General features: G+C 70.5%; 23 protein-coding genes, 1 tRNA gene and 1 riboswitch. Of the genes, 15 read left to right on the top strand and 9 right to left on the bottom strand.

Features of this window, described 5'->3' with window-relative positions; genetic code table 11:
• Positions 1-107 precede the first annotated feature (107 nt).
• Positions 108-548: a type II toxin-antitoxin system PemK/MazF family toxin gene (locus LZ604_RS28475; RefSeq protein WP_234518550.1), complete on the bottom strand. Its 441-nt coding sequence runs from the start codon at positions 546-548 to the stop codon at positions 108-110.
• A 246-nt stretch (positions 549-794) separates the two neighbouring features.
• On the opposite strand from LZ604_RS28475, the gene LZ604_RS28470 reads away from it, so the two are divergent.
• Entirely contained in the window at positions 795-1,547 is a 753-nt protein-coding gene (locus tag LZ604_RS28470) for an MBL fold metallo-hydrolase (protein WP_234518549.1), read from the top strand.
• A gap of 86 nt (positions 1,548-1,633) precedes the next feature.
• Here the strand turns inward: LZ604_RS28470 and LZ604_RS28465 are convergent, their stop codons facing one another.
• Complete coding sequence (locus tag LZ604_RS28465; RefSeq protein WP_234518548.1) at positions 1,634-2,887, bottom strand: PTS transporter subunit EIIC; 1,254 nt, start codon at positions 2,885-2,887, stop codon at positions 1,634-1,636.
• A gap of 292 nt (positions 2,888-3,179) precedes the next feature.
• Here LZ604_RS28465 and LZ604_RS28460 point away from each other — a divergent pair, with 292 nt between their 5' ends.
• The 4 genes from LZ604_RS28460 (at position 3,180) to rdgB (ending at position 5,498) form a co-directional block, all read left to right on the top strand.
• Positions 3,180-3,413 (top strand): PTS sugar transporter subunit IIB, encoded by a 234-nt coding sequence (locus LZ604_RS28460; protein WP_234518547.1) that lies wholly within the window; start codon positions 3,180-3,182, stop codon positions 3,411-3,413.
• A 95-nt stretch (positions 3,414-3,508) separates the two neighbouring features.
• Positions 3,509-4,240 (top strand): ribonuclease PH, encoded by a 732-nt coding sequence (rph, locus tag LZ604_RS28455; protein ID WP_234518546.1) that lies wholly within the window; start codon positions 3,509-3,511, stop codon positions 4,238-4,240.
• A 168-nt stretch (positions 4,241-4,408) separates the two neighbouring features.
• The gene (locus LZ604_RS28450; protein ID WP_234518544.1) at positions 4,409-4,804 is read left to right on the top strand and encodes a hypothetical protein; all 396 of its coding nucleotides are present in this window, start codon (positions 4,409-4,411) and stop codon (positions 4,802-4,804) included.
• A 91-nt stretch (positions 4,805-4,895) separates the two neighbouring features.
• Positions 4,896-5,498 (top strand): RdgB/HAM1 family non-canonical purine NTP pyrophosphatase, encoded by a 603-nt coding sequence (gene rdgB, locus LZ604_RS28445; protein WP_234518542.1) that lies wholly within the window; start codon positions 4,896-4,898, stop codon positions 5,496-5,498.
• Positions 5,499-5,550: 52 nt separating this feature from the next.
• Here the strand turns inward: rdgB and LZ604_RS28440 are convergent.
• The 4 genes from LZ604_RS28440 to bcp form a co-directional block, all read right to left on the bottom strand.
• Positions 5,551-5,625: transfer RNA gene (locus LZ604_RS28440), tRNA-Leu, on the bottom strand.
• Positions 5,626-5,640: 15 nt separating this feature from the next.
• Positions 5,641-5,781 carry an HNH endonuclease gene (locus tag LZ604_RS36105; RefSeq protein WP_308283666.1) on the bottom strand — a complete coding sequence of 47 codons (141 nt, stop codon included), beginning with the start codon at positions 5,779-5,781 and terminating at the stop codon, positions 5,641-5,643.
• A 350-nt stretch (positions 5,782-6,131) separates the two neighbouring features.
• A complete protein-coding gene (locus tag LZ604_RS28430; RefSeq protein ID WP_234518538.1) occupies positions 6,132-6,794 on the bottom strand; it encodes an HNH endonuclease signature motif containing protein in 663 nt (220 codons plus the stop codon).
• 138 nt (positions 6,795-6,932) lie between these two features.
• Positions 6,933-7,400 (bottom strand): thioredoxin-dependent thiol peroxidase, encoded by a 468-nt coding sequence (bcp, locus tag LZ604_RS28425; RefSeq protein ID WP_234518537.1) that lies wholly within the window; start codon positions 7,398-7,400, stop codon positions 6,933-6,935.
• 163 nt (positions 7,401-7,563) lie between these two features.
• Between bcp and LZ604_RS28420 the strand changes: the two genes are divergently transcribed.
• From LZ604_RS28420 to LZ604_RS28410, 3 genes are all read left to right on the top strand, one after another.
• Positions 7,564-7,902, top strand: a complete 339-nt coding sequence (locus LZ604_RS28420; RefSeq protein ID WP_234518536.1) for a DUF3618 domain-containing protein — start codon at positions 7,564-7,566, stop codon at positions 7,900-7,902.
• Between the two features lie 43 nt (positions 7,903-7,945).
• Complete coding sequence (locus tag LZ604_RS28415; protein WP_234518535.1) at positions 7,946-8,287, top strand: GroES family chaperonin; 342 nt, start codon at positions 7,946-7,948, stop codon at positions 8,285-8,287.
• Positions 8,288-8,376: 89 nt separating this feature from the next.
• A riboswitch (guanidine-III (ykkC-III) riboswitch) is annotated at positions 8,377-8,435 on the top strand.
• Positions 8,436-8,476: 41 nt separating this feature from the next.
• Positions 8,477-8,797 carry a DMT family transporter gene (locus LZ604_RS28410; protein ID WP_234518534.1) on the top strand — a complete coding sequence of 107 codons (321 nt, stop codon included), beginning with the start codon at positions 8,477-8,479 and terminating at the stop codon, positions 8,795-8,797.
• Between the two features lie 124 nt (positions 8,798-8,921).
• On the opposite strand, the gene LZ604_RS28405 is transcribed toward LZ604_RS28410, so the two are convergent.
• Positions 8,922-11,342, bottom strand: a complete 2,421-nt coding sequence (locus LZ604_RS28405) for a transglycosylase domain-containing protein (RefSeq protein WP_234518533.1) — start codon at positions 11,340-11,342, stop codon at positions 8,922-8,924.
• Positions 11,343-11,545: 203 nt separating this feature from the next.
• On the opposite strand from LZ604_RS28405, the gene LZ604_RS28400 reads away from it, so the two are divergent.
• The 4 genes from LZ604_RS28400 to LZ604_RS28385 all read left to right on the top strand — a co-directional run bounded on the left by LZ604_RS28400 (position 11,546) and on the right by LZ604_RS28385 (position 15,258).
• A complete protein-coding gene (locus LZ604_RS28400) occupies positions 11,546-12,346 on the top strand; it encodes an ABC transporter permease (RefSeq protein WP_234518532.1) in 801 nt (266 codons plus the stop codon).
• 127 nt (positions 12,347-12,473) lie between these two features.
• Positions 12,474-13,277: an ABC transporter permease gene (locus LZ604_RS28395; protein ID WP_234518573.1), complete on the top strand. Its 804-nt coding sequence runs from the start codon at positions 12,474-12,476 to the stop codon at positions 13,275-13,277.
• A gap of 7 nt (positions 13,278-13,284) precedes the next feature.
• On the top strand, positions 13,285-14,286 hold the full coding sequence (locus tag LZ604_RS28390; protein ID WP_234518531.1) for an ABC transporter ATP-binding protein: 1,002 nt from the start codon (positions 13,285-13,287) through the stop codon (positions 14,284-14,286).
• Between the two features lie 33 nt (positions 14,287-14,319).
• Positions 14,320-15,258 carry a DUF1707 SHOCT-like domain-containing protein gene (locus tag LZ604_RS28385; protein WP_234518529.1) on the top strand — a complete coding sequence of 313 codons (939 nt, stop codon included), beginning with the start codon at positions 14,320-14,322 and terminating at the stop codon, positions 15,256-15,258.
• 33 nt (positions 15,259-15,291) lie between these two features.
• Here LZ604_RS28385 and LZ604_RS28380 read toward each other — a convergent pair whose 3' ends face one another.
• Complete coding sequence (locus tag LZ604_RS28380; RefSeq protein ID WP_234518527.1) at positions 15,292-16,620, bottom strand: SGNH/GDSL hydrolase family protein; 1,329 nt, start codon at positions 16,618-16,620, stop codon at positions 15,292-15,294.
• Between the two features lie 241 nt (positions 16,621-16,861).
• On the opposite strand from LZ604_RS28380, the gene LZ604_RS28375 reads away from it, so the two are divergent.
• From LZ604_RS28375 to LZ604_RS28365, 3 genes are all read left to right on the top strand, one after another.
• A complete protein-coding gene (locus LZ604_RS28375; protein ID WP_372482216.1) occupies positions 16,862-18,286 on the top strand; it encodes a DUF445 domain-containing protein in 1,425 nt (474 codons plus the stop codon).
• Between the two features lie 142 nt (positions 18,287-18,428).
• Positions 18,429-19,910, top strand: a complete 1,482-nt coding sequence (locus tag LZ604_RS28370; RefSeq protein WP_234518523.1) for an MFS transporter — start codon at positions 18,429-18,431, stop codon at positions 19,908-19,910.
• A 148-nt stretch (positions 19,911-20,058) separates the two neighbouring features.
• Entirely contained in the window at positions 20,059-20,514 is a 456-nt protein-coding gene (locus tag LZ604_RS28365; RefSeq protein WP_234518522.1) for a hypothetical protein, read from the top strand.
• A 129-nt stretch (positions 20,515-20,643) separates the two neighbouring features.
• On the opposite strand, the gene LZ604_RS28360 is transcribed toward LZ604_RS28365, so the two are convergent.
• Positions 20,644-21,108, bottom strand: a complete 465-nt coding sequence (locus LZ604_RS28360; RefSeq protein WP_234518521.1) for a DUF2269 family protein — start codon at positions 21,106-21,108, stop codon at positions 20,644-20,646.
• Between the last annotated feature and the right edge of the window lie 130 nt (positions 21,109-21,238).

Genomic DNA, 21,238 nt, shown 5'->3' with positions numbered 1-21,238 from the left:
CCTGAAGCCGCACGTCATGAAGCGCCAAGCCCTGAAGCCGCACGTCATAAAGCGCCAAGTCCTGGAGCCGCAGGCCCCGAAGCCGCCTGCCCTCTACCGCCGTCGGCTCATCCTGCGAGGTAGCGCACCTGGTCCCACAACGCGGGGTCCACCACGCCCACCCGCCGCCGGAAGTCCCACAGCGGAACATCACGCAGTTCGTCCGTCTCCAGGAAGCTCGGCCGGCCGTGGGCGTCGGCCACCGTGCCCGGCGGCAGCGGGATCACGCCCGCGCGCTCGTCGTGGAACCTGCTGGTGATCTCGGCGACCGTGGCGCTGTCCCCGTGCACCGTCAGCACCAGACACGGCCGCTCCCGGCCGTCGGCCCGGCCCTGGGAGGGCACGTCCGCCCACCAGATCTCGGCAGGCCGCGGATGCGCCCGGGCACGGCCGGCCGGACGCGTGGCCGCACGGCGGCGGCGCCTGCCGCGCCCCCACCCGTCCACCAGCGTCGCGACCAGCGCGAGCAGCACCACCGCCGCCAGCGCCAGCCACCAGGACGTGTCCATATGGATGACGGTACCGGCGCGTGTGCCAGGACGCCCGCCCTCCTCAACTCCCGCGCGCTCTCTGGTAAGCCACATGCGCCCCGGGTCCAGCCGAACCGGTGACACCGCAGGTGAGTTCCCCCACAACGGCCCCTGGCGGAGGAGCGACCCGCCGTTTTGCGCCTTACGCTCGACGGACCGCACGACCCCCGTCACCGTCCCCGTCCCTGCCTTCTGCACTTATCGCCATGCGGAGGTTCCAGCTTTATGAAGCTCACCGTCGTCGGCTGCTCGGGGTCGTTTCCGTCCGCGGACTCGGCCTGCTCGAGCTACCTCGTCGAGGCCGACGGCTTCCGGCTGCTCCTTGACATGGGCAATGGCGCCCTGGGCGAGCTGCAGCGCCACTGCGGTCTCTACGACCTCGACGCGATCTTCCTCAGTCATCTGCACGCCGACCACTGCATCGACATGCTCGGGTACTTCGTCGCGCGCTACTACCGCCATGACGGCGGCCGGGCGGACCCGATCCCGGTCTACGGCCCCGAAGGCACCGAGCAGCGCCTGACCACCGCCTATGCCGACACCCCCTCGGCCTCCTCGATGAGCGAGGTCTTCGACTTCCACACGGTGAAGCCGGGCACGTTCGAGATCGGCCCCTTCACCGTCCACACGGAACGCGTGCGCCACCCCGTGGAGGCGTACGCCATCCGCGTCGAGCACGGCGGCAGGTCGCTCACGTACTCCGGCGACACGGGTCCGAGCGAGGCCCTGGAGAGCCTCGCCCGCGGCACGGACCTCTTTCTGTGCGAGGCCGCCTTCACCCACGGCAAGGAGGACATCCCGGACCTCCACCTCAACGGCCGAGAGGCCGGCGAGGCGGCCGCCCGCGCGGGCGCCCGTCGCCTGATCCTCACGCACATCCCCCCGTGGACCGACCCACAGGTCAACCTGGCGGACGCCCGCGCCGTCTACTCGGGGCCGGTGGAGCTGGCGTCGCCACGGGTCTCGTACGAGATCTAGTCCGCCGCACGGAATCCGCTCCCCGAACGCCCGAAGGCCCCGGAACCTCATCACGGTTCCGGGGCCTTCTGTCGCTCGGGACGTTCTCACGCCTTTGTGAGGTCCTCGACCTCCTCCTCGGGCTCGCGGCCCGGGGTGGGGAGATTGAACTTGGTGATCGCGAAGCGGAAGACGAAGTAGTAGATCGCCGCGAACACCAGGCCGATCGGGATGATCAGCCAGGGCTTCGTCGCCAGGTTCCAGTTGAGCGCGTAGTCGATGAAGCCCGCCGAGAAGTTGAAGCCGGCGTGGACGCCCAGCCCCCAGGTGACGGCCATCGACACCGCGGTCAGCACCGCGTGGAGCGCGTACAGCAGGGGCGCGATGAACATGAACGAGAACTCGATCGGCTCGGTGACACCGGTGACGAACGAGGTCAGCGCCAGGGAGATCATCATGCCCATCACGGCCTTGCGGCGCTCGGGGCGGGCGGTGTGCGCGATGGCGAGGGCCGCGGCCGGCAGACCGAACATCATGATCGGGAAGAAGCCGGACATGAACATTCCGGCGCTCGGGTCGCCGTGCAGGAAGCGGTTGTAGTCACCGGTGAAGACCTGACCCGCGCCGTCCTTGAACGTGCCGAGCTGGAACCACGCCACCGTGTTCACGAACTGGTGCATACCGATCGGGATCAGAGCCCGGTTCACCAGGCCGAAGAGGGCCGAGCCCGCGGCGCCGAGGCCGGTCATCCACTCGCCGAAGCTGGTGATGCCGTTGCCGATCGGCTCCCAGACGAGGCTGAAGAAGACACCCACGAGCGCGCCGACGAAGGCCATCAGGATCGGCACCAGCCGGCGGCCGTTGAAGAAGCCGAGCCAGTCGACGAGCTTGGTGCGGTGGAACCGCCGCCACATCACGGCCGAGAGCAGACCCATGATGATGCCGCCGAGCACACCCGGGTTGTTGTACGTCGCCGCGACGATCGTGCCCTTTTCGATGTGCTCGGGCGTCAGCGGGAACGCCTCGAGCACCTTGCTGTACACAAGGAAGCCGACCAGCGCGGCGAGCGCGGTGGAGCCGTCCGACTTCTTGGCGAAGCCGATCGCGACGCCTATGCAGAACAGCATCGGCAGGCTGCCGGTGATGGCACCGCCGGCCGCGTTGAACACGGCGGCGACCTTGTCCCAGCCGAGACCGTCCTTGCCGAAGATGTCGTCCTGGCCGAGCCGGACCATGATGCCCGCCGCCGGCAGTACGGCGATCGGGAGCTGAAGACTGCGGCCGACCTTCTGCAGGCCCTGGAACAGACCGGATCCCCGCTTCTTTGCGGGGGCCGCCGTGGTTGCGGTGGCGGTGCTCATAGTTCCTCCATGTGGCGGGTGCCGCCGGGGGACGGGAAGGGGGAAGAAAGGGGTGAACGGCACCCGCGTGGTCTACACCACTCACTGGTGTAGACCTGTTGTAGCACGGTCAAGGCGAGATAAGGAACCCATGAATTCTGCGGGCAAGCGCATAAGGGGATCAATGCTCATAGAAGGAGAAATAGGACACATTGCGGGTTCCGTGCGAGCGGAACCGTGCTTGGCGGCCCTTCCTCAAGTGGTGTAGACCAGGGTTACCGCGACACAGCGGCTCGGATCAGGGAGAGAAGACATGGCCAGCAAGGCTGAGAAGATCGTTGCCGGGCTCGGCGGCATCGACAACATCGAAGAGGTCGAGGGCTGCATCACCCGGCTCCGCACCGAGGTCAACGACCCCTCGCTGGTCGACGAGGCCGCCCTCAAGGCCGCGGGCGCCCACGGCGTCGTGAAGATGGGCAGCGCCATCCAGGTCGTCATCGGCACCGACGCCGACCCGATCGCCGCGGAGATCGAAGACATGATGTGACCGCCCGGGACCGAAAAAGGCCCGGCGCTCACCCGCAAGGGGCCCGTTCCACCGGGGGACGGGCCCCTCGCGCGCGTACGGATAGGCTCGGACCCATGTCTCGAATCGACGGCCGCACCCCCGACCAGCTCCGCCCCATCACCATCGAGCGCGGGTGGAGCAAGCATGCCGAGGGCTCCGTCCTCGTCTCCTTCGGCGACACGAAGGTCCTCTGCACCGCCTCCCTCACCGAGGGCGTGCCCCGCTGGCGCAAGGGCAGCGGCGAGGGCTGGGTCACCGCCGAGTACGCCATGCTGCCCCGCGCCACCAACACCCGCGGCGACCGCGAGTCGGTCAAGGGCAAGATCGGCGGCCGTACGCACGAGATCAGCCGCCTCATCGGCCGCTCCCTGCGCGCCGTCGTCGACTACAAGGCGCTCGGCGAGAACACCGTCGTCCTCGACTGCGACGTCCTCCAGGCGGACGGCGGCACCCGCACCGCCGCGATCACCGGCGCCTATGTGGCCCTCGCCGACGCCGTGGCCTTCGCCCAGAGCAAGAAGCTGGTCAAGCCCGGCCGCAAGCCGCTCACCGGCACCGTCTCGGCCGTCTCCGTGGGCATCGTCGGCGGCGTACCCCTCCTCGACCTCTGCTACGAGGAGGACGTCAGGGCCGAGACCGACATGAACGTCGTCTGCACCGGCGACGGCCGCTTCGTCGAGGTCCAGGGCACGGCCGAGGCGGCACCCTTCGACCGCAAGGAACTGGCCGCCCTCCTCGACCTCGCCGTCGCGGGGTGCGACCGACTGGCGGCGCTCCAGCGCACGGCACTCGAGGCAACCGTGTAGCGCCCTCCGGCGTTTTCAGGGGTAGCCGCACAGCCGATGCGGCGGGGGGCCCGGGAGAACCGCGCGCCCCGCCCGCGGCCCCGTACGTCTGACCAGGCGTCGCAGGCACCGGACCGGCCGGTGCCTCCACGGGCGATCGCGGCCCCTTCAACGGGGAGGAACCGTTCCATGGCCGCGCGCCACCGCCGCACCACCACCGCCGCGTTCGCCGTCGTCGCCGTACTCGCCGCCGTGGGCGCCAGCGCCGGCTGCGACGCCGTCGGCAAGGCGATCGACTGTGTGCAGACCGCCGACGCGATAGCCGACAGCGTCACCGACCTCCAGCAGGCCGTCGAGAACGCGGCGAACGACCCGACCCAGGCGGACGCCTCCCTGAACTCCATCGAGAACGACCTGGACAAGATCGGCGACAAGACGGACGACGTCGACGTCAACAAGGCGGTCGACGACCTGCGCAAGGCCGTCGCGAACGTCCGCGACGCCATCAAGAACGGCGACAAGACCCCCGACGTCGGCCCCGTGACGGACGCGGCCGGCGAACTGACGAAGGTCTGCACCTCCTAGGCGCCGCTCCTCGGCACCGGAGCGCGGCGAGGCGACCCCGCGACCCGGGGTACGGCGAAGCGGCACCGGCGACGCACGGATACTGGAGGGCATGACCCGCCTGATCCTCGCCACCCGCAACGCCGGAAAGATCACCGAACTCAGGGCGATCCTCGCCGAAGCGGGCCTCCCGCACGACCTCGTCGGCGCGGACGCCTACCCCGACATCCCCGACGTCAAGGAAACCGGCGTCTCCTTCGCCGAGAACGCCCTGCTCAAGGCCCGCGCCCTGGCCCAGGCGACGGGTCTGCCGGCCGTGGCCGACGACTCCGGGCTCTGTGTGGACGTCCTGGGCGGCGCCCCCGGCATCTTCTCGGCACGCTGGGCGGGCCGGCACGGCGACGACCGGGCGAACCTGGAGCTGCTCCTGGCCCAGCTCGCCGACATCGACGACCCCCATCGGGGCGCCCACTTCGCCTGCGCGGCCGCCCTGGCTCTTCCGGACGGCACGGAACGCGTGGTCGAGGGCCGGCTCAAGGGCACGCTCCGGCACGCCCCGTCCGGCACCAACGGCTTCGGCTACGACCCGATCCTCCAGCCGGAGGCCGAGACGCGCACCTGCGCGGAACTGACCCCCGCGGAGAAGAACGCGATCAGCCACCGGGGGAAGGCGTTCCGGGCACTGGTGCCGGTTGTGCGGGAGCTGCTGGGCTGAGGTCTATACCGAAGGGCGCACCACCCATCAGTGGTGCGCCCTTTGCACGCGGTGAGCCCGGTGGGATTCGAACCCACGACACACCGGACCTAAACCGGCGCCCTCTAGCCAGCTGGGGTACGGGCCCTCAGCGCCGCCTACTCTACTGGGCACTGCGTACCGCTCGCCGACCTCCTCTGCACCAGGTGCTGGTGATCGCGTGACAGTTGGGACAGAGCAGCCGCAGGTTCTCCCTCCGGTTGTCCCTCCAGTCCCCGTTGATGTGGTCGATCTCCAGCGTCATGGGCTTCCCGAGCCACGTGGGACCGACTCCGCATCCGACGCACTGCTCGGGTACGCCGATGTCACTGAGTGCGCGGCGTAAGCGTGCGGTGCTTGTCCGGCGGTGACCGTCGTGCCGGACCAGGATCTCCTCGGGCCGCTTGGCGTTGAGGCTCCGTTTCCCCCGTTGGTGCCCTTGCCCCAGAAAATGGGCGGTCGTCAGGCCTTCTTCGGTGATCCACCGGCTTAACAGTGCCCGTTGCCACCGGTTGTCGGGGCGTTGCAGGCGTCTCAGTACCTCACTGAGGCAAACCGACTCGGCGACCGTTCCACGCAGCTCATCGGGAGTTGGACGGGGGCGCCTGCCGTTGCTCATCCAACGCCTTCCGGAGCACGGCGCTTGCCGCGTCCTCGGTAACTGTCCGTCGTCGAGTGGCAGTTCGGACAGAGGAACCGAAGGTTGTCGATGCGGTTGTCTCGCCAGTTGCCGTCGATATGGTCGACTTCCAGCGGGAGTGGTTCCCCGAGCCAGACCGATCCGATTCCGCAGAGAGCACAGCGCTCCTCCACGCCCAGCTCGCGCATCGCCCTCTTGAGCCGACGACTCGGAATCCGTGGAGCGTGCCCTGACGTGTCCTCGACGAGGATCTCGTCAGCAGTCCGGCGGCGTTGGTTGTACCTCATACGTTCGGTGCGCACCACGGATGTGAAGTGCGAGGTATCGATTCCGTGCGCTTTGATCCGGCGGGCGATGTTGGTCTGATGCCCGCCCACGGAGTCGAGTCCCAGTCGACGCACCACCTCGTTGATGCTGGTGGATGCTGCCACCACGGGTTCGAGCACGTCTCTTGTCCACTTCACCCCCTCTCGCTCGAAGTGTGATGTATTCACCCCGAACTTCCTCATCCGCTCCCTGATGTAGTGCCGCTTTGGACTCCTCGGGTCCACCCCCAGGAGCACCAATGCCTCCGACAATGTCCGCGCCCCTCGAGCGGCCTCCTCCAGCCGCTCCTTGGTGTACGCGCTGGCTCCCATCGGTCCCCCTTCGATCCGGCTTGCTGTTCGCAGTCCGCACTGAGTAACGAACCGTTTATCGGACAGTCACGGCCGTAATGCGGAACGGCTCGTACCGATGTGTTCGGTGCGAGCCGTTCCGGGAGGCGGGAGTGGGGTCTAGAGGCCGAGGTCCTTGATGATCTTCGCCACATGCCCCGTCGCCTTCACGTTGTACAGGGCCCGCTCGACCTTGCCCTCCTCGTCCACGATCACCGTGGAGCGGATCACGCCGACGACCGTCTTGCCGTACAGCTTCTTCTCGCCGAACGCGCCGTACGCCTCCAGCACCTTCTTGTCCGGGTCGGCGACGAGGGCGACCTTCAGGTCCTCCTTCTCACGGAACTTCGCGAGCTTCTCCGGCTTGTCGGGCGAGACGCCGATGACGTCGTAGCCGGCGCCCGCGAGCAGCTCCAGGTTGTCCGTGAAGTCGCACGCCTGCTTGGTGCAGCCGGGGGTGAGGGCGGCGGGGTAGAAGTACACGATGACCTTGCGGCCCCTGTGGTCGGCCAGGGAGACCTCGTTGCCGTCGGCGTCGGGCAGGGTGAAGGCGGGGGCGGTGTCGCCGGGCTGGAGTCGCTCGCTCATCGTCGTTACCTCACAGGCAGGGGGCGGTTACCCGACGAGCCTAATCCGCTTCCCCGGTCCAGAGGGGTGCCGATGGGTGCCTTCGGCGCGAAGCTGACAGACTGTCGACCACAGATGCAGGAATTGCGCGGAACACGTCGCAAACGACCACGGAGGATGCGCGGTGGCGGACACGTCGAGCACACCGGACACCAGGACTCCGGCGCAGATCGAGGCGGACATCAAGCGCCGTCGCGAAACGCTGGCCGAGACGCTCGACGAGATCGGCGTCCGGGTGCACCCGAAGACGATCGTCGGGGACGCCAAGGCCAAGGTCGTCTCCCACGTCGACAACACGCTCGGGAGGGCCTACGTCAGTGCGAACCGGGTCGTCAGCCAGGTGAAGGGGCAGCTGGTCACGGAGGAGGGCGCGCCTCGGCTGGAGCGCATCGTGCCCGTGGCCCTGGTCGTGGTCGGGGTCGTGGGCCTGCTCGCCCTCGGCTCCCGGCGGCGCAAGGACTGACCCGGCCGCGCACGAAGCCGTCGGAGACAGGTAGGTTCGGGGCGTGAGCGAGAAGACCCACCACGACAAGTTGCCCATCCGGATGCTGCACGACCGCGTGCTGGTGCGGCAGGACACCGCCGAGGGCGAGCGCCGCTCCGGCGGCGGCATCCTGATCCCCGCGACCGCGGCCGTCGGCCGGCGCCTCGCCTGGGCCGAGGTCGTCGCGGTCGGACAGAACGTACGCACCGTGGAGCCGGGCGACCGGGTGCTGTTCGATCCCGAGGACCGGGCCGAGGTCGAGGTGCGCGGGGTCCCGTACGTCCTGATGCGCGAACGGGACCTGCACGCCGTGGCGGCGGACCGCTTCGAGGGCTCGCAGGACTCCACGGGGCTGTATCTGTAGACCCTGCCGGCAGGCCGGCGCAGATCGCCGGGCGGAAGGAGCTGGTGACCCTGGTCACCGGCTCCTTTGCCGTTGCGTTGCTATGTTGGACGGGCCCGCGAGGGACCCGACGAGACGCGCCGTACCGGGACCGCAAAGACGACGCACCCCTGTTGATCACCGGACGTCACCGGAACACGGAGGTGCCTCATGGCCTGGGTCCTGCTCGTCCTCGCCGGACTGCTCGAGGTCGGCTGGTCGGTGGGCATGAAGTACACCGACGGGTTCACCCGCCCGTGGCCGAGCCTCGCCACCGGCGCGGGCATCGTCGCCAGCATGCTGTTGCTCTCGTACGCGGCGAGGTCCCTGCCCATCGGTACGGCGTACGGCGTGTGGGTGGGCATCGGCGCGGCCGGTGCGGCGGTGCTGGGCATGACCGTGCTCGGCGAGCCCGCGACCGCCGCGCGGATCTTCTTCGTGGGGCTGCTGCTGGTGGCCGTGGTGGGGTTGAAGGCGACCTCGGGTCACTGACCCCGGGCATCGCGCCACGGCCGCCCGGCCACCGCGCCCGCCGCCCGGCCACCGCGCCCGGCCACCGCGCCCGCCGCCCGGCCACCGCGCCCGGCCGCCCCGCCCAGCCACTCCGCCACCCCGCTCAGAACCCCACTCCGCCCGTGGCGCCGCCCGTCCCGTCCGTCCCGCCGTCGCCGGTGGTGCCGCCGGTCCCGGGAGTGCCCGTGGTTCCCCCTGCGCCGGTGGTGCCTCCGTCGCCGGTGGTGCCGCCCGTGCCCGTCGCCCCACCGGCCCCGGTGGTGGTCCCGGTGCCGGTGGCGCCGCCGGTGTCCGTGGTCCCGCCGGTCCCGGTGGCCCCGCCGGTGCCGGTCGGGCCGCCCGTGCCGGGGGTGCCGCCGTCACTCTGGCCCTGGTTCTGGCCCTGGCCCGGGGTGCTCGGGCCGCCCGTCGTGCCGCCGTTGTCCTGGGTGCCGGTGGTGCCCGGCTGCTGGTCCGTGGGGCCGGTGGAGGGCTCCAGTGTCTGGTCGGCGCCGGGCTGGAGCCGGAGGTCGAAGTCGTTCACCGGCTTGTTCTTCAGCGCGTCCTTGGTGAACTGCGCCCAGATCTGCGCGGGCGCGCCGCCGCCGTTGATGCGGGGCAGGCCCATCGCGCCGTACAGCGGCTTGTGGGCGGCCGTGATCGGGTCCTGGCCCATGACGGAGACCACCGTGGTGAGGTCGGGGGTGTAGCCCGCGAACCAGGCCGCCGTGTCCTCCTCGGCGGTGCCGGTCTTGCCGGCGGCCGGGCGGCCGGCGGCCAGGGCGTTGGTCGCCGTGCCGTTCTCGACCACGCTCTTCAGGACCGAGGTGGTGGTGTCGGCGGCCTCGCGGCTGACGGCCTGGACGGTCTTGCGCTCGGGCAGCCGGACCACGTCCATGCCGTCCTTGGTGATCTTGTGGACCAGCGTGTACGTGCTGTGCTCGCCGTGGTTGGCGAGTGTCGCGTAGGCCTCCGCCATGTCCAGGACGCTGGCGGTGGCCGTGCCGAGCGCGACGGACGGGTAGGGGTTCAGGTCCTTGGTGCCGGACGGGATGCCGAGGCCGACCGCGGTCTGCTTGACCTTCTCCGGGCCGACGTCGACGGCCATCTGCGCGTACACCGAGTTGACCGACTTGTCGGTGGCGGTGCGTACCGTGATGTCGCCGTAGGAGCGGCTGTCCTCGTTCTCGGGGGCGTAGCTGCCGCCGTTCCAGCCCTGGACGGGGCGCTGGTTGGTGCCGTCGTAGACGGTGTTGGGCGTGATGGGGCGGCCGTCCTGGGTCTGGGAGCGGTTCTCCACGGCCGAGGTGAACACGAACGGCTTGAAGGTGGAGCCCACCTGGAAGTCGCCGCGCGTGGCGTTGTTCGTGTACTGCTGCACGTAGTCGACGCCGCCGTACAGGGCGACGACCTCGCCGGTGCGGGGGTCGACGGCGGCGCCGCCGGCGCGGACATAGGTGTCGACCTTGCGGTTCTTCTTGTCGAGCTTGGACATCAGCTGGTCGTCGACCGCGCTGACGAAGGCGTCCTGCCTGTTCTTCTGCAGCGTGGTGGTGATGCGGTAGCCGCCGGCGGCGAGCTGGTCCGAGTCGACGATCTTGTTCTCGAGCAGATAGTCCTTGATCGCGTCGAGGAGGTAGCCCCGCTGGCCGGACAGGCCGGTGGAGAGGGTGGCCTCCCTCGGCATGGGGAACTTCATGCCGGCGCGCTGGGAGGCGCTGATCCAGCCCTTCTTGACCATGCCGTCGAGGACGTAGTTCCAGCGGGCCTCGGCCGCGCCCTTGTTCTCCGGGTGCGCGACGACGTCGTACTCGCTGGGCGCGTTGAGCAACGCGGCGAGGTACGCGCCCTTGGCCGCGTCGAGGTCCACGGCGTCGACGCCGTAGTAGGCGCGGGCGGCGGCCTGGATGCCGTAGGCGTTGCGGCCGAAGAAGCTGGTGTTGAGGTAGCCCTCGAGGATGTCGTTCTTGCTCTTCTCGCGGTCCAGCTTGATCGAGATGAAGAACTCCTTCACCTTGCGGGTGACGGTCTGCTCCTGGCCGAGGTAGTAGTTCTTGACGTACTGCTGGGTGATCGTGGAGCCGGACTGCTTGCCCTTGCCGGTGGCGGTGTTCCAGCCGGCGCGGATCATCGCCTTGGGGTCGACGGCGGACTCGGTGTAGAAGTCGCGGTCCTCGGCGGCCAGTACGGCGTGCTGGGCGTCCTTGGAGATCTGGGCGAGGCCGACGTTCTCCCGGTTGACCTTGCCGTCGCGGGCGATCTCGGTGCCGTCCGCGTACAGGTAGACGTTGCTCTGCTTGGTCGCCAGCGCGTTGGCCGGCGGGATCCTGACCATCGAGTAACCCAGGGCGAACGGCCCGGCGAGCAGCAGGATCCCGACGACGCAGGTGCCGAGCACCGTCCGCCAGGTCGGGATCAGCCGGCGCCATCCGGTGCGCCGCCGCTTCGGCTTTCCGCCGGGCTGCGGGTCCAAGGCCGCGGACTGCGGCGGCTCTGTGGACGCCACGCCCTTGCTGCTCTGCTGCGGCTGCGGCTCGTCGCTCATCGTGGTGCCGGACTCCCGTTTCGCGTCGTACGTTCCCGTACGCCCTCATACGCCATGTGCGCCCCCTGATGAAGACTGTCGCACCAACCGTTCCGTTCCCGGTACGGCGGACCTGCTTTACCGGGAAAACGTGTGGTACGCCACTTCGTCCCCGCGCTAGGCTCCTGCGCTTCGCTCCGGCACGCGTCGAAGGAGGTGTTCCCGTGGGGACAGGGCGGCTGTACGCCGCTGTCGCCGCCGGTGGTTTCCGGCGGTACGCGACCTACCGGACCGCGACCGCGGCGGGGGTGTTCACCAACACGGTCTTCGGATTGATCTTGGCATACACCTATCTCGCCCTGTGGCACGAACGGCCTCATCTCGGGGGGTACGACAAGGGCCAGGCGTTGACGTACGTATGGGTCGGGCAGGCGCTGCTGATGACCGTCTCGGTGATGGGCGGCGGCTTCGAGGACGAGCTGATGGAGCGCATCCGCACCGGCGACATCGCGATCGACCTGTACCGGCCCGCCGATCTCCAGCTGTGGTGGCTGGCCGGGGACCTGGGCAGGGCCCTGTTCCATCTGCTGGCGCGGGGTGTGCTGCCGATGGCGGTCGGCGCGTTCCTCTTCCCGCTCGCCCTGCCCTCCCGCCCGCTGGTCTGGGCTGCCTTCCTGGCCGCCGTCACGCTGGGCGCGGTGGTCAGCTTCGCGATCCGCTTCCTGGTCGCGCTCACCGCGTTCTGGCTGATGGACGGGGCGGGTGTGGCGCAGATCGCCTGGATCACGGCGATGTTCTGCTCGGGGATGCTGCTGCCGCTGAACGTCTTTCCGGGCGTGCTCGGCGAGATCGTGCGCGCCCTGCCCTGGGCGTCGCTGATCCAGGCACCCGCGGACGTCCTGCTGGGCGCGGCGGACCCGGTGGCCGTCTACGCCCGCCAGCTGGCCTGGGCCGCGGTGCTGCTGGCGGCCGGGCGGATGCTCCAGTCGGCGGCGACGCGCAGGGTGGTGGTGCAGGGTGGCTGAGGAGACGTACGGGGGCGTGTACGCGGACGCGGAGCCGGTCCGGGACCGGCGGCGTCCTCCGGCCCACCGGCGGCCTTCTCCGGCCCACCCGGACCGGTCTTCTCCGGGCGAGGGGACGTACGGCCGGGTGCGCGAGGGCCTGCGCGCCTACCGGTTGATCACCGCGATGTGGATCCGCTCCACGATGGCCTACCGGGCCTCGTTCGTGATGACCACGCTGGGCAACCTCGTGGCGACCGCGCTGGACTTCGTCGCGATCCTGCTGATGTTCTCGCGGGTCGACGTCCTCGGCGGATACCGGCTGCCCGAAATCGCCTTCCTGTACGGCCTCTCGGCGACCGCGTTCGGGCTCGCGGACCTTGCGATCGGCTCCATGGACCGGCTGGGACGGCGGGTGCGCGACGGCACCCTGGACACCCTGCTGGTGCGCCCCGCGCCGGTGCTGGCGCAGGTCGCCGCGGACCGCTTCGGGCTGCGCCGGCTCGGCCGGGTGACCCAGGGGGCGTGCGTCCTCGGGTACGCGCTGGCCGCGGTCGATGTCACCTGGACCCCGCTCAAGGTGGCGCTGGTCCCGCTGACGCTGCTCAGCGGCGGACTGATCTTCTGCGCGCTGTTCGTGGCCGGCGCGGCCTTCCAGTTCGTCGCGCAGGACGCCTCCGAGGTGCAGAACTCCTTCACCTACGGCGGTCAGACCCTGCTGCAGTATCCGCCCACCGTCTTCGCGAAGGAACTGGTGCGCGGGGTGACCTTCGTGCTGCCGCTCGCCTTCGTCAACTGGCTGCCCGCACTGTACGTACTGGGGCGGCCCTACCCGCTCCACCTGCCGGCATGGGTCGCCTTCACCCCGCCGCTGGTGGCGGCGGCCTGCTGCGCGGCGTCGGGGCTGGCCTGGCGCGCGGGACTGCGTTCGTACCGGAGCACGGGGAGCTGAGGAACTCATGGACGGTGGTTTCCTGCACGACGGCGGTTCGCCGCAGGAGGACGGCTTCATCGCGGTGGACCGCGTGGAGAAGGTCTTCCATGTGCGTAAGCGGACCGGTTTCCTCAGGAGCGAGCGGCGGCAGGTGCGGGCCGTCGACGCGCTCTCCTTCACCGTGGCGCGGGGCGAGATGGTCGGCTACATCGGGCCGAACGGCGCGGGGAAGTCGACCACCATCAAGATGCTGACGGGGATCCTCACTCCGAGCGGCGGCCGGCTGCGGGTGGCCGGCATCGACCCCTCCCGCGAGCGGACACGGCTCGCCCAGCGCATCGGGGTGGTGTTCGGCCAGCGGACGACCCTGTGGTGGGACCTGCCGCTGATCGACTCCTACCGGCTGATGCACCGGATGTACCGCATCCCGGACGGGCGCTACCGCGAGAACCTGGACCGGCTGGTCGAACTGCTGGAGCTGGGCGCCCTGTTGGACGTGCCGGTGCGGCAGCTGTCGCTGGGGCAGCGGATGCGCGGCGACATCGCGGCGGCGCTGCTGCACGACCCCGAGGTGCTCTACCTCGACGAGCCGACGATCGGGCTCGATGTGGTCTCCAAGGCCAAGGTCCGTGCGTTCCTGCGGGAGTTGAACGCCGAGCGTGGCACGACGGTGCTGCTGACCACGCACGACCTCCAGGACATCGAGCAGCTGTGTTCGCGGGTGATGGTCATCGACCACGGGCGCCTCGTCTACGACGGTGCCCTGGCCGGGCTGCACGAGGCGGGCGACAGCGAGCGGACCCTCGTGGTCGACCTGGAACGGGAGTTGCCGCCGATCGAGGCGCCGCCCGCGCGCGTCGTGCGGGTCGAGGGGCCGCGGCAGTGGCTCGCCTTTCCGGCGTCCCGGTCGGCGGCCCCGCTGGTGGCGCGGATCGCGGCGGAGTATCCGCTGGTGGACCTGTCGGTGCGGGAGCCGGACATCGAGGCGGTGATCGCGCGGATGTACGCCGAGAGGACTTCGGCGTAGTCCGGGGCGCGGGGAACTCGTAGGCTGAAGCCCATGACCGACGCTGTGTCTTCCGGGGGACGTGACGATCAGCGGCTGACGCCGACGGATTCCGCATCCCCCGCCCAGGATCTCCGTGCCTCCGACGCCGACCGTGAGCGGGTCGCCGAGGTCCTGCGGGACGCCCTCGCCGAGGGCCGTCTCGACATGGGGGAGTTCGAGGAGCGCCTGGAGGCGACCTACCAGGCGCGGACCTACGGCGAACTGGCGCCGATCACCAGGGACCTGCCGGCCGCGGGCGTCGGCGCCCCTGCGGTGTCCCTGGTCAAGGAGCCCGAGGTCGCCGGAAGTTGGCGGGAGCGGGTCGTCGGCGGCGAGGGGTCGTCCTCGTGGGCGGTCGCCGTCATGTCCGGGTTCCAGCGCAAGGGGCGCTGGACGGCGCCCCGGCGGTTCAACTGCTTCGCCTTCTGGGGCGGCGGTGAGATCGATCTGCGGGAGGCCTACTTCGCCGACCGGGAGGTCGAGATCAACTGCGTGGCGATCATGGGCGGGATGAACGTGATCGTGCCGCCGGGCGTCGAGGTGGTCGTGCGCGGCATCGGGATCATGGGCGGCTTCGACCACCGCGAGGAGGGTACGCCCGGTGAGCCCGGCGCGCCGCGGGTGATCGTCACCGGCTTCGCCTTCTGGGGCGGGGTCGGCATCGAGCGCAAGCTGACCCGGGCCGAGCGGCAGCGGCTGAAGGAGGAGCGGCGCCGGGAGAAGCTGGACCGCAAGGCCGTGCGCAAGGAGCTGAACGCCTCCCGCCGTGAGGGCCCGGACGGCCTCCAGGGCCTGCTCGACGCCCGCGAGGCACTGGACGAGCACCGCGAGCTGCTGCGCGAACGCCGCGAGGAGCGCCGCGAGCGCCACGAGGAGCGCCGGGAGCTGCACCGGGAGCGCCGGGAATCCCGCCGCGAGGAGCGGGACCGGCGCCGGTACGGGGACCACTGAGGCGGGATTACCGGCGCGGGGATTACCGAGGCGCTACAGCTGTGCCGGTGCCGCACCCTTCAGTGAGGTGAGGTCGAAGAACTCCGCCATCCTGGCGAAGCCCCTGTCGCCGGGGTGGAGGTGGTCGCCCGAGTCGTAGCCGGCGCGCAGCCGGCGCGGATCGTACGGGTCCCGCAGCGCCGCGTCGAAGTCGACGACCGCGTCGTACACCGTGCCCGACCGGATCCGCGCGTTGACTTCCTGCCGCACCTGCTCGCGGTCGGGCCGGTAGCCGCGGTGGCCCCCGAACGGCATGAGCGTCGCCCCGACGACCTTCAGCCCGTGGGCGTGTGCCTCGCGGACGAGGGTGCGCAGGCCCGCCGTGATCCGGTCGGGGTCGGCCCGGCCGGGGTTGCGCAGGATGTCGTTGACGCCGAGGTCGACGACGACGGCCCTGACGTTCGTGCGGCCCAGCACATCGCGGTCGAAGCGGGAGAGGGCGCTCGGGTTGCCGGCGGGCCGGCCGGGGCCACCGGCCAGCACCTGGTTGCCGCTGATCCCTTGGTTGACCACGCTGTAGCGCGGCACGTCACCGGACCCGGCCGCCTGACGCAGCCGCTCGGCGAGGACGTCCGTCCAGCGGCGGTTGGCGCCCACGGTGGAGGTGATGCCGTCGGTGATCGAGTCGCCGAGTGCGACCACTGTCCCGGCCGCCTGGTCGCCGAGCACGTCGAGCGCGGTCAGATAGCGCCAATACGGGCTCTGTTCGGTGTATCCGGCGCCGTTCACGTCCTCCGTGCGGTCGCCCCGCGCGACGTACGAGATCTGGCGGGCTTGCCGGTGGTAGGTGACCGGGCCCGACGGAGTGGGGGAGTACGTGGTCACGAGCACGTCCGAGTCGCCCGGGACGGCGATGCGGACGGCGTCACTGACCACCTGCCGGCCGGCGGGCACGACGACCGAGGGGGTGCCGCCGAAGGTGATCCGGCGCATGGTGCCGGCGGCCGCGGCCGGGCCGCCCGTCGCGGCGACCGCGATCGAGGCGTGCGAGACGGTCAGGGGCTGCCGTCCGTAGAGATTGGACAGCGTGATCCGGGCACTCGTACCGCCGACGTCGGCGTGCACGACGTTGCGCACGGACCGTCCCGCCATCCCGTCCGCGGCGGTGCCGGGCTCGGCGCCGGAGGGCGAGGCCGACCAGGTGCTCACCCAGGCCCCGACCGAGGCGGGGGCGGCGGAGCCCCGCGGGGCGGGCCGGCCGGCGGCGAGGGTGCCGCGGCCATTGCCGTCGTCGGCCGCGGCGGCGAGGTATATGGCGGTGGACAGGGCCACGATCACGGTGACGATCGCGGCCGGCAGGGCATAACCGTGACGCCTGGTCATGCGGCGCGTGTCTCCTCGGGCGACGGGAGCCCGGGGGCTCCGATGCTGATCGGCTTCATGATGCGTCATGAGGCGGGAGGAAAACGGAGGGGCCCCACTGATCCCCGGCAGGAACCCCGACGCGACCCTGAGAAGCCCCCGAGACTCCTCCAAGCGGACAGACGCCGGGAACTCCCGTTCCGTTCCAGGAGTCGGTCAGGAAGGGACAATGTGTAACGAGGGACACGATCGGGTGGAGCGGATGAAACGCATAAAACCTGATGAACCGGCGACCATCGGGCGATCCGCCCGCGCCGGGCGGTCCGTGGGCGGCCCGTCCGCGGGCGCCGGGGGATCCGCCGGCAAGGACACCGCCGCCACGGGCCGAGCGGCCGCCGTGAGCGCGGCCGTTCCGAGCCGCGCGATGACCTCCTTCAGCCCCGCCGACGAGGAGAAGCGCCGGGGCGTGCGCCGTATGAAGACCACGGCCACGGGACTGCTGCTGCTCGTCGCGCTCGTGTACGCCCTCGCCACCTGGGGGCGGCACGCCGGCGCGGGCCCCTGGGCCGGTTATCTGGCGGCGGCCGCCGAGGCCGGCATGGTCGGCGCGCTCGCCGACTGGTTCGCGGTCACGGCGCTCTTCCGCCACCCGCTCGGCCTGCCCATCCCGCACACGGCGATCATCCCGAACAAGAAGGACCAGCTCGGCGTGTCCCTGGGCGAGTTCGTCGGGGAGAACTTCCTCTCCGAGGAGGTCGTACGGCTGCGGCTGCACGCCGTCGGCATCAGCAGCCGCCTGGGTGCCTGGCTCGCCCGGCCGGAGAACGCCGACCGGGTGACGGCCGAGCTGGCGACCGCTCTGCGCGGGGCCCTGACCGTGCTGCGCGACTCCGACGTCCAGGCGGTGGTCGGCGAGGCCATCACCCGCCGCGCCGACGCCCAGGAGATCGCACCCGGGCTCGGCAAGATGCTGGAGAGGGTCGTCGCGGACGGCGGCCACAAACGGATAGTCGACCTGGTCTGCATCCGTGCCCACGACTGGCTCGTCCTGCACGACGACCAGGTCATGGCCGCCGTCCAGGGCGGCGCCCCCGGCTGGACCCCCCGGTTCGTCGACAAGAAGGTCGGCGAGCGCGTCTACAAGGAGTTGCTGCGGTTCGTCACCGAGATGCGCGACTCGCCCTCGCATCCCGCACGCGGCGCCCTCGACCGGTTCCTCGGCGACTTCGCCTCCGATCTGCAGTCCGACACGGACACCCGGGCGCGTGTGGAGCGGCTCAAGGGCGAGGTGCTGGGCCGCGGCGAGGTCCAGGACCTGATCGCCTCCGCCTGGACCGCCGTCCGCTCCATGATCGTCTCCGCCGCGGAGGACGAGCGGAGCGAGCTGCGGGTGCGGGTTCGGGCGTCTCTGCTGTCGCTGGGCAGCCGTATGGCGGACGAACCGAGGACCCAGGCCAAGGTGGACCGCTGGGTGGAGGGCGCGGCGGTGCACGTCGTGACGACGTACCGCAAGGAGATCACCTCCCTGATCACGGACACGGTCGCGAGCTGGGACGCCGGACACACCACGCGGAAGATCGAGGCGCACATCGGCCGGGACCTGCAGTTCATCCGGATCAACGGCACGGTGGTGGGTTCGCTCGCGGGACTGCTGATCTACACGGTGTCGCGGCTCCTCGGGGCGTGAACCGCCGACGGGCGCGGGATCCGGCGCGGGTCCTCCGTCCGGGGACCTGCCGTAGGCCGGTGCGGCAGCCGCAGGGCGTAAGGCGCTGGTGAGCGGGCACTCGGGCCCGTGCGGCGTCACCCGGCGTCCCGAGGAGGAAACCATGCCCATCACCGCGCCACAGCCCGGCACGGTCACCACCGCAATACCCGCTCGACTCGATCGGCTGCCCTGGTCACGCTGGCACTGGACGATCGTGATCGGACTCGGCACGGTATGGATCCTCGACGGCCTGGAGGTCACGGTCGTCGGCAACATCGCCAGCCGGCTCTCGGAGCCCGGCAGCGGGCTGCCGATCAGTTCCGGCCAGGTCACCGGCCTGGCGGCGGCGCTGTATGTCGCGGGCGCCTGCTCCGGCGCCCTTTTCTGGGGCCGCCTCACCGACCGCTACGGCCGCAAGAAGCTGTTCATGATCACCCTCGCGGTCTACCTCGGTGCCACCGCCCTGACCGCGGTCTCCTTCCAGCCGTGGTGGTTCTTCCTCTTCCGCTTCCTCACCGGCTTCGGCATCGGCGGTGAGTACGCGGCCATCAACTCCGCGATCGACGAACTGATCCCGGCGTACTACCGCGGCCGTGTCGACCTGGTCATCAACGGCAGCTTCTGGGTGGGCGCCGTCGGCGGCTCCCTGCTGTCGATCCTCGCGCTGAACACGGGCATCCTGGCGAAGGACGTGGGCTGGCGGCTGACGTTCGCGCTGGGAGTCGTCCTCGGCCTGGTCATCCTCCTGGTGCGGCGGCACGTACCCGAGAGTCCCCGCTGGCTGCTGATCCACGGCAGGGAGCAGGAGGCGGAACAGGTGGTGTCCGCCATCGAACGGCAGGTCGTGGAGGAGAAGGGCGAGCCGCTGCCGCGGCCCCTGGGCGAGATCACCATCCATCAGCGCCAGAGCATCGGCTTCCTCACCATCGCCCGCACGGTCTTCTCCCGGTACCGCAAGCGCGCCGTTCTGGGCTTCGCCCTCTTCATCGGCCAGGCGTTCCTCTACAACGCCATCACCTTCGGCTTCGGCGCGATCCTCACCAAGTTCTACGACATCCCGGCCGACCACACCGGCTACTACTTCGCAGTCATCGCGGTCGGCAACTTCCTCGGCCCGCTGCTGCTCGGCAAGCTCTTCGACACGGTCGGCCGCCGGGTGATGATCTCCTCGACGTATCTGCTGTCCGGGCTGCTCCTGTTCGGCACGGCATGGCTCTTCGGCCGGGGCTCGCTGGACGCGGGCACGCTGACGGCCTGCTGGTGCGCGGTGCTGTTCTTCGCCTCGGCGGGCGCCTCCAGCGCCTATCTGACCGTCTCCGAGGTGTTCCCGATGGAGACCCGGGCCATGTCCATCGCCTTCTTCTACGCCATGGGCACCGCCGCCGGCGGAGTCAGCGGCCCCCTGCTGTTCGCGGATCTCACCGGCACCGGCAAGGTCGGCGACACGGTCCTCGCCTTCCAGATCGGCGCGGCCCTGATGTGCGTGGCCGGACTGGTCGCGGCCCTGCTCGCGGTCCGTGCGGAACGCCGCTCGCTGGAGGACATCGCCCAGCCGCTGACGGCGGTGACGGGCGGCGCCGCGAGCGCGAGCGCGACACCGTAGGCGCCCCCCGTGCGTCCATAAGGCCTCCGGAATTTGCAGGCCATCCGTAGGCCATCCGTACGCCATCCATACGCCGGGCCGAATGAGTACGGGTACTTGAGTACCCGTACTCTCCCGGCTCCGCCGCTCCACCGGGACCCTCGTACGCATGACCGAGAAGCTGCTCCGCCCCATGCGAACGCGGCCCTGGCCCGAGCGCTGGCTGATCCGCCTGCTCGGCGCGGCCCTCTCCGCCACGGCCTACCTGCTGTGCCTGCCCTGGGATCTGCGCAACCGGCCCGCGACCCCGGGAGCCACCGAGGAGACGACCCCCGTGACAGCGGTCGGCGTCGTCCTCCTAGGGCTGGCCCTGCTGCTCCTAGCGGCCTACTTCGGCCACTGGGACCGGCTCGGCTGGCCGCTGCTGCTGGTCGCGGTACCCCCCGTCACGCTGATGCACGTCTCCTTCCGCACCCACCCGGAACCCGACGCCTCGCTGTGGCCGCTGGCCTGGGGCTTCTTCACCCTGCTGATCGCGGCCGGGGTGCTGGTGGCGGCCGCCGTGGCGCACGCGCTCCGGGGGGAGTGGGCCCGAGAGGACCTGTCCCTGACGAACCCGCTCTGACCCCCGAGACAACGTGCTGGTCCCGGCGAAACGTGCTGATCCCGATGACGGAGTTCTGCTCCAGGCGGCGTTCTGCACCAGACGGCGTTCTGCTCCCGGAGACAACGTCAGACCCCGGCCCTCGTGCGGCTAGGCCCCCGTGGTGGACCCGGGACGCACGATCATCAGCACGGTGACGGCTGCCCACAGAAGGTTGAAGACCCCGGTCACCATGGCGAGCCGCACGGTGGCCCGCGCGCCGGCCGTCCCCCCGTCTCCCTCGTCGACGCCCGCGAGGATCCTGCCCTGCCAGGGCAGCACCAGCGCGGCGAGGACGACCGCGGCGAGGGCGGTCAGCACGATCGACACGATCAGCCAGGTGTCACCGAGTACCCCCATGGTGTTCGCCGTGGCCAGCCCGAACACCGGGACGACGACCCCGGCGACGGCGTACACCCGGCAGATGCGGTGCAGGAGCGCCAGGTGGTGCCGGCTCTCCCCCGGCGCGGCCAGCGCCTTGCGGGCGGTGGGCGGGAACAGGCTCGTGGCGACGGTGACGGGCCCCACGGCGACGATGGCGGCGAGGACATGGACGGTGAGAAGGAACTTGGTCACGGACCGACGCTAGAGGGCGGACGGATCTTGAGACAGTGGCGAAAACGCCACGGTCCAACGGATTCTCGCCAGGGCCCTACAGCGGCTCGTACGATGGCTCGCACGGCGGCTTGTACGGCTTCGACCTGCG

The organism is Streptomyces glomeratus (assembly GCF_021462825.1).
GTDB classification, from domain to species: domain Bacteria; phylum Actinomycetota; class Actinomycetes; order Streptomycetales; family Streptomycetaceae; genus Streptomyces; species Streptomyces glomeratus.
Note: the sequence above shows the minus strand (reverse complement) of the source record. Positions and strands in the feature narration are given on the sequence as shown.

Coding starts and splice junctions, on each gene's coding strand:
- LZ604_RS28475 (WP_234518550.1), bottom strand. CDS start 548: ATGGACACGTCCTGGTGGCTGGCGCTGGCGGCGGTGGTGCTGCTCGCG.
- LZ604_RS28470 (WP_234518549.1), top strand. CDS start 795: ATGAAGCTCACCGTCGTCGGCTGCTCGGGGTCGTTTCCGTCCGCGGAC.
- LZ604_RS28465 (WP_234518548.1), bottom strand. CDS start 2,887: ATGAGCACCGCCACCGCAACCACGGCGGCCCCCGCAAAGAAGCGGGGA.
- LZ604_RS28460 (WP_234518547.1), top strand. CDS start 3,180: ATGGCCAGCAAGGCTGAGAAGATCGTTGCCGGGCTCGGCGGCATCGAC.
- rph (WP_234518546.1), top strand. CDS start 3,509: ATGTCTCGAATCGACGGCCGCACCCCCGACCAGCTCCGCCCCATCACC.
- LZ604_RS28450 (WP_234518544.1), top strand. CDS start 4,409: ATGGCCGCGCGCCACCGCCGCACCACCACCGCCGCGTTCGCCGTCGTC.
- rdgB (WP_234518542.1), top strand. CDS start 4,896: ATGACCCGCCTGATCCTCGCCACCCGCAACGCCGGAAAGATCACCGAA.
- LZ604_RS36105 (WP_308283666.1), bottom strand. CDS start 5,781: ATGACGCTGGAGATCGACCACATCAACGGGGACTGGAGGGACAACCGG.
- LZ604_RS28430 (WP_234518538.1), bottom strand. CDS start 6,794: ATGGGAGCCAGCGCGTACACCAAGGAGCGGCTGGAGGAGGCCGCTCGA.
- bcp (WP_234518537.1), bottom strand. CDS start 7,400: ATGAGCGAGCGACTCCAGCCCGGCGACACCGCCCCCGCCTTCACCCTG.
- LZ604_RS28410 (WP_234518534.1), top strand. CDS start 8,477: ATGGCCTGGGTCCTGCTCGTCCTCGCCGGACTGCTCGAGGTCGGCTGG.
- LZ604_RS28405 (WP_234518533.1), bottom strand. CDS start 11,342: ATGAGCGACGAGCCGCAGCCGCAGCAGAGCAGCAAGGGCGTGGCGTCC.
- LZ604_RS28390 (WP_234518531.1), top strand. CDS start 13,285: ATGGACGGTGGTTTCCTGCACGACGGCGGTTCGCCGCAGGAGGACGGC.
- LZ604_RS28385 (WP_234518529.1), top strand. CDS start 14,320: ATGACCGACGCTGTGTCTTCCGGGGGACGTGACGATCAGCGGCTGACG.
- LZ604_RS28380 (WP_234518527.1), bottom strand. CDS start 16,620: ATGACCAGGCGTCACGGTTATGCCCTGCCGGCCGCGATCGTCACCGTG.
- LZ604_RS28375 (WP_372482216.1), top strand. CDS start 16,862: ATGAAACGCATAAAACCTGATGAACCGGCGACCATCGGGCGATCCGCC.
- LZ604_RS28370 (WP_234518523.1), top strand. CDS start 18,429: ATGCCCATCACCGCGCCACAGCCCGGCACGGTCACCACCGCAATACCC.
- LZ604_RS28365 (WP_234518522.1), top strand. CDS start 20,059: ATGACCGAGAAGCTGCTCCGCCCCATGCGAACGCGGCCCTGGCCCGAG.